Source organism: Paenibacillus sp. J22R160, from assembly GCF_059692135.1.
The window spans coordinates 122,145-130,721 of sequence record NZ_JCAUAU010000018.1; the positions used below are offsets into that span (position 1 = coordinate 122,145).

7 protein-coding genes are annotated in these 8,577 nt (G+C 44.1%); 5 read left to right on the plus strand and 2 right to left on the minus strand.

The window, feature by feature from the left end:
- Positions 1 to 92: 92 nt before the first annotated feature.
- From AC58UW_RS26325 to AC58UW_RS26345, 5 genes are all read left to right on the plus strand, one after another.
- Positions 93 to 986 carry a sugar phosphate isomerase/epimerase family protein gene (locus AC58UW_RS26325; RefSeq protein WP_497423523.1) on the plus strand — a complete coding sequence of 298 codons (894 nt, stop codon included), beginning with the start codon at positions 93 to 95 and terminating at the stop codon, positions 984 to 986.
- Between the two features lie 84 nt (positions 987 to 1,070).
- Positions 1,071 to 2,483, plus strand: coding sequence for an ABC transporter substrate-binding protein (locus AC58UW_RS26330; RefSeq protein WP_497423524.1), 1,413 nt, complete (start codon positions 1,071 to 1,073; stop codon positions 2,481 to 2,483).
- 52 nt (positions 2,484 to 2,535) lie between these two features.
- Entirely contained in the window at positions 2,536 to 3,948 is a 1,413-nt protein-coding gene (locus tag AC58UW_RS26335; RefSeq protein WP_497423525.1) for an MBL fold metallo-hydrolase, read from the plus strand.
- Between the two features lie 33 nt (positions 3,949 to 3,981).
- Complete coding sequence (locus tag AC58UW_RS26340; RefSeq protein WP_497423526.1) at positions 3,982 to 4,566, plus strand: histidine phosphatase family protein; 585 nt, start codon at positions 3,982 to 3,984, stop codon at positions 4,564 to 4,566.
- A 28-nt stretch (positions 4,567 to 4,594) separates the two neighbouring features.
- Entirely contained in the window at positions 4,595 to 5,833 is a 1,239-nt protein-coding gene (locus AC58UW_RS26345) for a ComEC/Rec2 family competence protein (RefSeq protein WP_497423527.1), read from the plus strand.
- A 277-nt stretch (positions 5,834 to 6,110) separates the two neighbouring features.
- Here AC58UW_RS26345 and nagA read toward each other — a convergent pair whose 3' ends face one another.
- Entirely contained in the window at positions 6,111 to 7,256 is a 1,146-nt protein-coding gene (gene nagA, locus AC58UW_RS26350; protein WP_497423528.1) for an N-acetylglucosamine-6-phosphate deacetylase, read from the minus strand.
- Complete coding sequence (locus tag AC58UW_RS26355) at positions 7,246 to 8,040, minus strand: DeoR/GlpR family DNA-binding transcription regulator (protein ID WP_497423529.1); 795 nt, start codon at positions 8,038 to 8,040, stop codon at positions 7,246 to 7,248. Before AC58UW_RS26355 ends, nagA begins: the two co-directional genes overlap by 11 nt.
- Positions 8,041 to 8,577: the final 537 nt, after the last annotated feature.

Here is an 8,577-nt window from a genome sequence, read left to right on the forward strand (position 1 = left end):
TGATAAGTTGGAATAGAGCGAACGGAAACAATCATTTTATCGGAAAAATTTCAACCGTTCCAAAAATAAAAAAGACTTAGGAGGTCTAACAAATGCGCTTGGCAACAATGACAAGCTTGTTTAGAGAACGAAGCGAAGGAGACGGGCACATTGGATATGAGGAGTCCATCCAAAGATGCAAAAATGCCGGTTTCTCCGTACTGGACCTCAACATGTGTGCGATGATTCACAATAAAACCGAACTGAACGGTCCGGATTGGGAAGTCGCACTTTACCGAATTAAAGAAGCAGCTGAGAAGGCCGACGTGGAATTCTGCCAGTCCCATCCGCCCTACTTGCCTGGGAACAAACTTTACCCTGCAGGTTCGGAAGAGGAAGCATTCTTTAACGAGATTACCCGCCGCTCTTTGATCGCAAGCAGCGTTCTGGGTGTGAAGACAGCAGTCTTTCATCCCTTGACGGAAATGAGCTTGGATGAACATAGCATGGAAGCCAATCTCCGGCTGAACCATCAAGTTTATGATCCCATTATGGAGCAAGCTGCGAAGTTAAATGTTAATTTGGCATTTGAAAACATGTTCGACGCCAATAGTAGGCGGCGTTTTGGCGTAACAGCCGAAGAGTTGATCGAATTGGCGGATTCCTACAATGATCCTCGAGTCGGCGTATGCTGGGATATCGGACACGCTAACAGAGCATATGGAAGTCAGCTTCGCCCAATTCGATTGTTAGGCAAACGGATTATCTCGTTGCATGTTGATGACAATCAGGGGCTGGCGGATGATCATTTACTTCCTTTTCTCGGGAATATCGACTGGAAATCTATTATGCCGCTATGGAACGAAATTGGGTACAAGGGCGATTTCGTCTACGAGATTAAGATGAATAACGGTATGCCGGAGAAATTGAAGGATTTGACAGCCGGTTACTCTTACCAGGTTGGACAATATTTACTGTCGATGGCGAGCAGCAGCTCGGAAGCTTAATAAGGAATGAACAAGTGAAGAAACTTTTCAGTCTGCGCAGAGTAGTGAGCTAAACAGAAAATAAATAGGAGTGGATATTGAAACATGTATAACAAGTTGAAAGTTTTATTCATGCTAACCCTATGTTTCTCCGTTATTACAGCATGCTCTACCAAACAAGAACAAGAATCTGCGTCGGCACCTAGTGCTCTGGCCCAAGAAAGCTTGTTGCCGAGCGCTCCTGTTAACGTTGTTTTTTGGCACTCAATGACAGGTGCAGCTGCGACGAATATCGAAAGTACGGCCAAAGCCTATAATGAAACGGTCGGCAAGGAGAAGGGCATCACGATTACGCCGGTTTTTCAGGGTACCTATGACGAAGCATCAACCAAGCTGGCGGCTGTTCTTCGATCGGGTTCGCAGGAAGAATTACCGGATATTATGCAGCTCAGCTCCAAAGGGATTTTCGATGTGAAGGATTCCAAATATATCGTTCCTGTCCAGAACTTTATCGACCGGGATAAGTCCGGATTAAATGCAAGCGACTTGAACCCGAATGCATTGCAATACGCCAAGTACAATGACAAAATGCTCGGATTGCCTTTTTCGAATTCATCCATCATGTTGTACTATAACAAGGACCATTTCCGCAGCGCAGGACTAGATCCAGAGAATCCGCCGAAAACACTGGCAGAGCTGGCAAAAACGGTGCAGGCACTTACCGTGAAAAACGGTGACAAGATTACGCGTTACGGTATTAGTGCACAACTGCGCTTCTTCTTGCTTGGGACGTGGATTCCGATGCAGGGCGAGAATAAATACATATTTGATAAGGAAGAAGGGCGGATTGGTACGCCTACTACAATGACGATGACGAGCGACGGCACGTTGAAAACATTGTTGACCGAATGGCAGAAGGTACTTGCAACCGGAGGAGCAGAATTTACGGATCCGGCGCCTACGAAAGGATTTCAATCCGGGTTGTATTCCATGATTCCAGCGTCTACGGCTTCGATGGGTGGATTTAAAAAGGATATTATCGACGCAGGCTTGTTTGATGTAGGGGTTGCAGAATTGCCGCGTGTTAACGAGACGAGCACGAGCGGAACTGGTATCGGCGGCTCTGCTGTCTATCTTTTTGACCGGGCGAATAAAGACAGTTTGCTGGGAGCATGGGATTACTTGAAATACCTGGCAACCCCAGAGGTATCGGCAAAATGGTTCATGAACACAGGCTATTATCCGATGAATACCAAGGCTATGGAGTTGCCTGAAACGAAGGAATTTTTGGTGAAAAGCCCGCAGTTCAATATCATCAAGAAGATTAGCGAAAATTCTAAAAATTACAAGAAATATTTGGAGCCATGGATTCCTTCCTTCACGGACGTAGATCGTATCGTGCAGGATGAAATTATCCGGTTCAGTTCAGGCAGTCAAGATTTAGACAAGACGATTGGAAATATTGACTCCAAATCTAAACAGATGCTTAATGACTGGCGGCAAGCGAATCCGCAGTAGATGTATGTGGATGCTTAAGGCAAAGTAATCCAGCGAATGGGAGTCGAGCGTAATGCACAATGGTCAATTAACTTTTTTTGGCGGGGTTGGTGAATCGGGAGGCGTACAGGTTCTTTACGGAAAAGGTGAACGGGCTGTTTTGTTCGATTTCGGTGTTGAGCACAGCAGCTTGCTGTTCCCCAAACAGCTGACGCTGTACGAGCCTGTAGGAGCAACGCCTGGCCGTGAACTGCGGCAGTTCTTGCTTGGCGGAATGACCGCCCCGGTTCCTGAGCTTTACGACCCGCAGCATATGCAAACATTGGATATGGCGAAGGTACGCCATTCTTGGGGAGACAGAGATTTTCCCCATTATGAGGAGATTCGCTTGTTTATCGGACATATGCACACGGATCATATGGCTGTACTTCCTTATGCCAACCCGGATGTTGCCGTATATATGAATCACGATACTCATTCCCTATACCGGGGAATGGTTGAGGGAGGCCATACGCCGGATACTGCGGCACGTATTACGGTGTGCGACGATTTGAGCGTTGTCGATTTCGGTGAATTTACGTTGCAGATCGTCGAGATGGACCATAATGCTACAGGGTCGGCGGGTATTATTATAGACAGCGGTGACCACAAAATCGCGTATACGGGAGATTGGCGGAGACAAGGCAAGCATCCGGAGCGAATCGACCGGTTTATCGAGCTCTGCCGTGACAAGCGGATCGACCTGCTAATCACGGAAGGAACGCGTCTTACAGCGGACCCGTCTGCTGATCTGCCCAACCAAATGACGGAAGTCGAGCTGTTGTCCCGGTATGCCGATATTGTGGATGAAGCGGGAGGACTCATTTACCTGCAAATGTCGCCACGGGATCTGGAGCGAATGGCCGACATGATTGCCATTGCCGTAGAGAAAGGGCGAAAAGTTGTCATGGAGGCTTCCCATGCCGTCATCTGGCATCGAGCAAATCGAGAGGGCCTGCGCATTCTGGAAGGGCACCCCGCGCTTGACTCGGATATTCAAATCGTCGACGCGACAGTAACGGACAGAATGCAGGTACCTTACAAGACGATTTCTTTGGAGGAAATGGCCGAGCGGAAAAACCAATATGTCTACTTTTATAAATTTCCCGATCTTGCCCATATGATTGAATTGGAAACGCTCGGTGATTTACAGGGGTATTCGCATTTCATTCAATCCGATTATAGCGTTAAACTCAATCATGCTGATGTGGCGAAATATTTGAAAACTTTCGGAATTACCGGCCATTCGTTGTGCAACGGTGGCCACGCGCATCCCGAAGCTATCGCCGATATGATCGAGCGTATAGCTCCTAAAGCGGTTATTACACTGCATAGCCGCCATCCAAGGTCGCAAAATACGAGAGGAATTAATGCGTATTTTCCGGAAAAGGGAGAGACGGTGACGGTGGCTTCGATCCTTGCTTCGGCCCTACCGAAGGACATGTAAGGAAATAAAGAGATCTGAGGGAGAGGAAAGACGATGACCACGATTACTTTCGTCAGACACGGCATTACCGATCACAATATGGAGAAGAGAGCACAGGGCCATACCCAAAATCCACTGAATGAGACGGGGAGAGCGCAGGCAGCTTTAGTTGCCAAACGGCTCTCTGAAGAGCAGTGGGATGTGTTCATCTCAAGTGATTTAAGAAGAGCCCGAGAAACAGCGGAAATTATTTCTGCCGCAATCGGCAAGCCGGTTGACTCATTCGATGTGCGGCTGCGTGAAATGGATAGAGGAAAAATCGCCGATACTACTCAAGAGGAACGGGTTGCACGATGGGGAGAGAACTGGAACGAGCTCGATATGGGCCAGGAAACCCATGAGTCAATGCGTGCGCGTGGAATCGACTTTGTTCGGGATATTGCTTTGCGGTATGCTGGCCGGAAGGTGCTTGTCGTCACTCACGGTTACTTCCTTGGGCAAACCTTTAAGGAATTAATGAAGGACGAGTCAACGGGTAACGAATTGCGCAATACGTCTGTAACTACGATTATTCATAACGGCGAGAAGTCGGAGTATTTGCTGTACGATTGTGTCAGACACTTATCTGATAATTTTTAGTTAATCTAGTATAGAGGAGAGTATTTTGATGAAAACAAAATTGACAATGAAAATTGCAGTGGTTGTACTATTTTGTATAGGTTTGCTGATGTCAAATGTAACATCATTTGCAGCTGCTCCTGCTGAAGCTGGCGTTTATTTTATCAACCTTGGTGAAAAAGGAAATGCTACCCTGATCAAAACAATTAGCGGTACTACGGCAAGCTATGGATTGGTTGACACGGGAACGAGTGGTGATTACACAACTTATGTAGCGCCATACTTAACCTCCGTACTTGGATCGACAAAATTGTCTTTTATCGCCTTCTCACATATGCATGGGGATCATGCAGGCGGTGCCGAAGCTGCAATTGCTAGTTTTGCGGATGCAAACACTACACTTTATATCAAGGACGTAGCAGATCCCGCTTCAAGTTATTCCGGTGAATCTAGTATTGGCACTAGAGCTGATACTATCATAGCTGCAGCGAAAGCTAAAAACATGCCGATCGGTAAAATAAAGCCTTATGAAGCCTTCGACAATGATGTTGGATCCTTATCGGAGCTTAGAGGGTTATCTGCTAACAAATTCAAGGCCAAAATTGAGAAGTTTACTAAAAATGCCCAAGGCAGCTATGTATCCGTTGGCCTATATGATACTATTACATTTGGTAAATTTACAATGACATGGTTTAATGGAAACGACTGGAATCACGAGTCTATCATAGAACAATTGTCATCAAATAAATGGGATGAGAACTTGAACGCAGCAACTTTGTTGTTGAAGTGTACAACAAGTACTGGAACGAATTTCAGAACATACTTGGGCGCTGACGTAGGTGAGAATAGCAATCAAAATTATTCTTATGAAGTTGGCAAAAAAATAGAGGAAATCGTGGGAAATATAAGCGTTTATCAGGTTGCGCATCATGGATTCTATTTTAGTCTCATGCCGGACTCCATCGCTAGCACGATCAATCCTAAGTATGCGATTGTTACGAACAGCTATAATGACATCGTGAATACTTATTATGATAACCACGATATAACGAACCCGACTTCTGCCGATTTGACAGATGCTACCAGCACGCTGAAGGAAACTTTGAATAGTACAGTTCTGCAGAAAATGTATTTTTTAAGTGGAAAAGGCGGCGGAACGGATAATAGGATCATTGAAGCCCTGAAAGCAAATAATTATGCACTGCTTAACTGGACCGGATCAACAATTAAATCTGGCAATGTAAATGTTGAATTTGGCGGTACGGATCTCACAATAACACAACCGTAGGATCTCCGGTATTTTGACTACTGGAAAAACAAGAAATATCACTCGAAAATATGAAACCAAGTCGACTGTGTAAATAAACAAATTATTAAAAACATCGTCAGGAATTTCTGACGATGTTTTTTTGTCGGGAATGGGGTAAAGAGGACTTGAAAGGTAATTGCTTCATAACATCGTACACTTACGAGCATTAAGTAGGCAGAAAGTAACGGATGAGAAATAAGTTGACGTTAAGGTGAGACAATAGTGGAAAATAGTGAACTGAATAAGTACAACAACATTAGATGATATGACCCTTAATCATTGTCCATTGCACTTGGAATTGTTTATTTAACAAGACAAGATCAGCCTCAAAGCCCGTGGAGATTCTGCCTAGGCTATCAAGGCTTAATATTCGTGCAGGTGTGGTTGAAGCCATTTGAACCGCGTCTTTTAAAGAAATGCCGGATTCTACGGTTAGACGAAGTGCCTCATTCATCGTAACCGTACTGGAGGCTAAAGTCCCATCCTCTAGTCGAGCTACACCGTCGGAAACCGTAACATGATGTCCACCGAATACATAATTCCCATCACCTAGTCCCATGGCTTGCAAAGCATCTGTGATAAGTACCATGCCATCTGGTCCTTTCAGACGATGCATCATTCTAACGATCGCAGGATGCAAATGAATACCATCTACAATCGCTTGGAGGCTTACATGTTCTTCTTCAAAAGCGGCCACAACCAGACCGGGATCACGATGATGAATCGGACGCATGCCATTGAAACAATGCGTAACGTGACTCGCTCCGGCTTCAAAGGCTTGCTTTGCTTCCTCGTATGTGGCATCTGAATGCGCAACGGCGATTATGACGCCATTTTCTTTCAGAAAAGAGATGAGCTCCATCCCGCCAGGTAATTCTGGGGCTATTGTAACCATCTTAATCAGTCCATCTGCTTCGTTAAAAATTTCTTTCATTTCAGTAAGATTCGGATGTCGTAAAAACCGTTCATTTTGCATACCTTTACGCTTCGGATTCAGGTAAGGACCCTCTAGATGAAGCCCGGCAATTTTGGCCCCGACTTCATGCCCGATTACACGTTTCACACTACGAATCATGGCTAGTAGTTCTTCAATTGTAGAGCTAACGGAGGTAACCAGAAACGAAGTGCAACCCGTTTCAGCACAAGCACGCGAAACCTCCTGAATACTCGCCACACTGCCATCCATCATATCGAACCCGTTAGCACCGTGGATATGCACATCGATCATACCAGGTATCAATAAATGTCCTTGGCCATCCAGAAGTTCATATTCGCCCTCCGGAAGAGAAGAAAGACCACTTTCTAGCTTTTCAATAATTCCGTTTCTTATCCAAAGTGTGGCAGGTAGAACAAGATCGTCTGGTTGAATCACGTTTACGTTGTGCAAAATTTTAAGACTCATCTTTGTTATCCTCCTCGTATTTGTCTTTCTCTTCACATTGAATAATCGCTATATTTTTATTAAGGAGTACTTCTCTTATTTCGTTAGGCACCTCTTGATCGGTAATCAAAATATCCACAAAATCGAAATCTAAACGATAAACCGATTTGCTTGTAAACTTCGTGAAATCAGCAACGACGATTACCTGATCCGATCTGCGGGCCATCTCTTTTTTTACAGAAACATCATCTTCGTAAGGAAAGTAAAGCCCATCAGCTTGTATAGATGTAGCTCCGATAAATGCCTTATCAGCTCTTAATTCTCTTAGCTTATCAATGACGGAAGGTCCATATAATAACCGATTTTTGGTATGTAAATAGCCGCCTAGCACATATACTTGCAGATCTTCCCGTCCTGAGAGAATCCCTACAATGTCTATGGAATGTGTGACAGCTGTAATATTTTTAGCTGAAATTTGTTCGGCTACAGACTGTACCGTAGTTGATACGTCTAAAATGACTGTTTCCCGATCTTGAACTAGTTTAGCTGCTATTTTCCCAATTTTACTTTTACTGTCTGTTTCGTCAATTAAACGTTCCTGATAGGTGGCAATTTCCTTCTTCAATTGAGGTAAAGCGACGCCTCCGTGTGTACGAATAACGACCCCTTCTTGTACTAATTTAACAATATCTCTTCGAGCTGTATCCCTAGATACATCTAGAAGTGAGCAGATATCCATTACACTCATCGCATGGTGTTCATTAATATAGTCGAGTATTTTCAGTAGTCGTTCTTCTTGATACATCATTATCACCTCTTATAAGTAAGTTTATCATAAAATATAAGTATATTAAAGTAATGTATAAGTTTATTTAAGTATTTGAAGTGATTTTCCTATTTCATTAGCCCAATTGATAGGATTAATTTGTAATTGCCGTATATTAAAAGCTCTTTGAGCAAAGCATTCAATTCTATGGCTGTGGCGACACGTACCCTGATCCATATAGCCCTAAACTATGAGAATTAATTTTTTGTCGGTCAATTGCAAACAGCAAACATTTGCTTCACGGTTAAATCACCTATCGAAATGAAATTGCCAGGAGGGACAAAGTTCTCCACAGATCGGACACGAACTTACGAAATATACGTGAAGTTAGAAGATGAATATAAAGCCCAGGAAGTCATTAAGTAAAACCCAAACAGACTGCCGTCATCGACGGCAGTCTGTTTCACTACCATGAAAATTAAAATGCAGGCAGTCGAAGAAAAAGACATCACTAAAGAAGACGCGGCTCAGACGCTTTTTAAAATCTGAAATGCATAGGAGGGATTGGTAAACCTT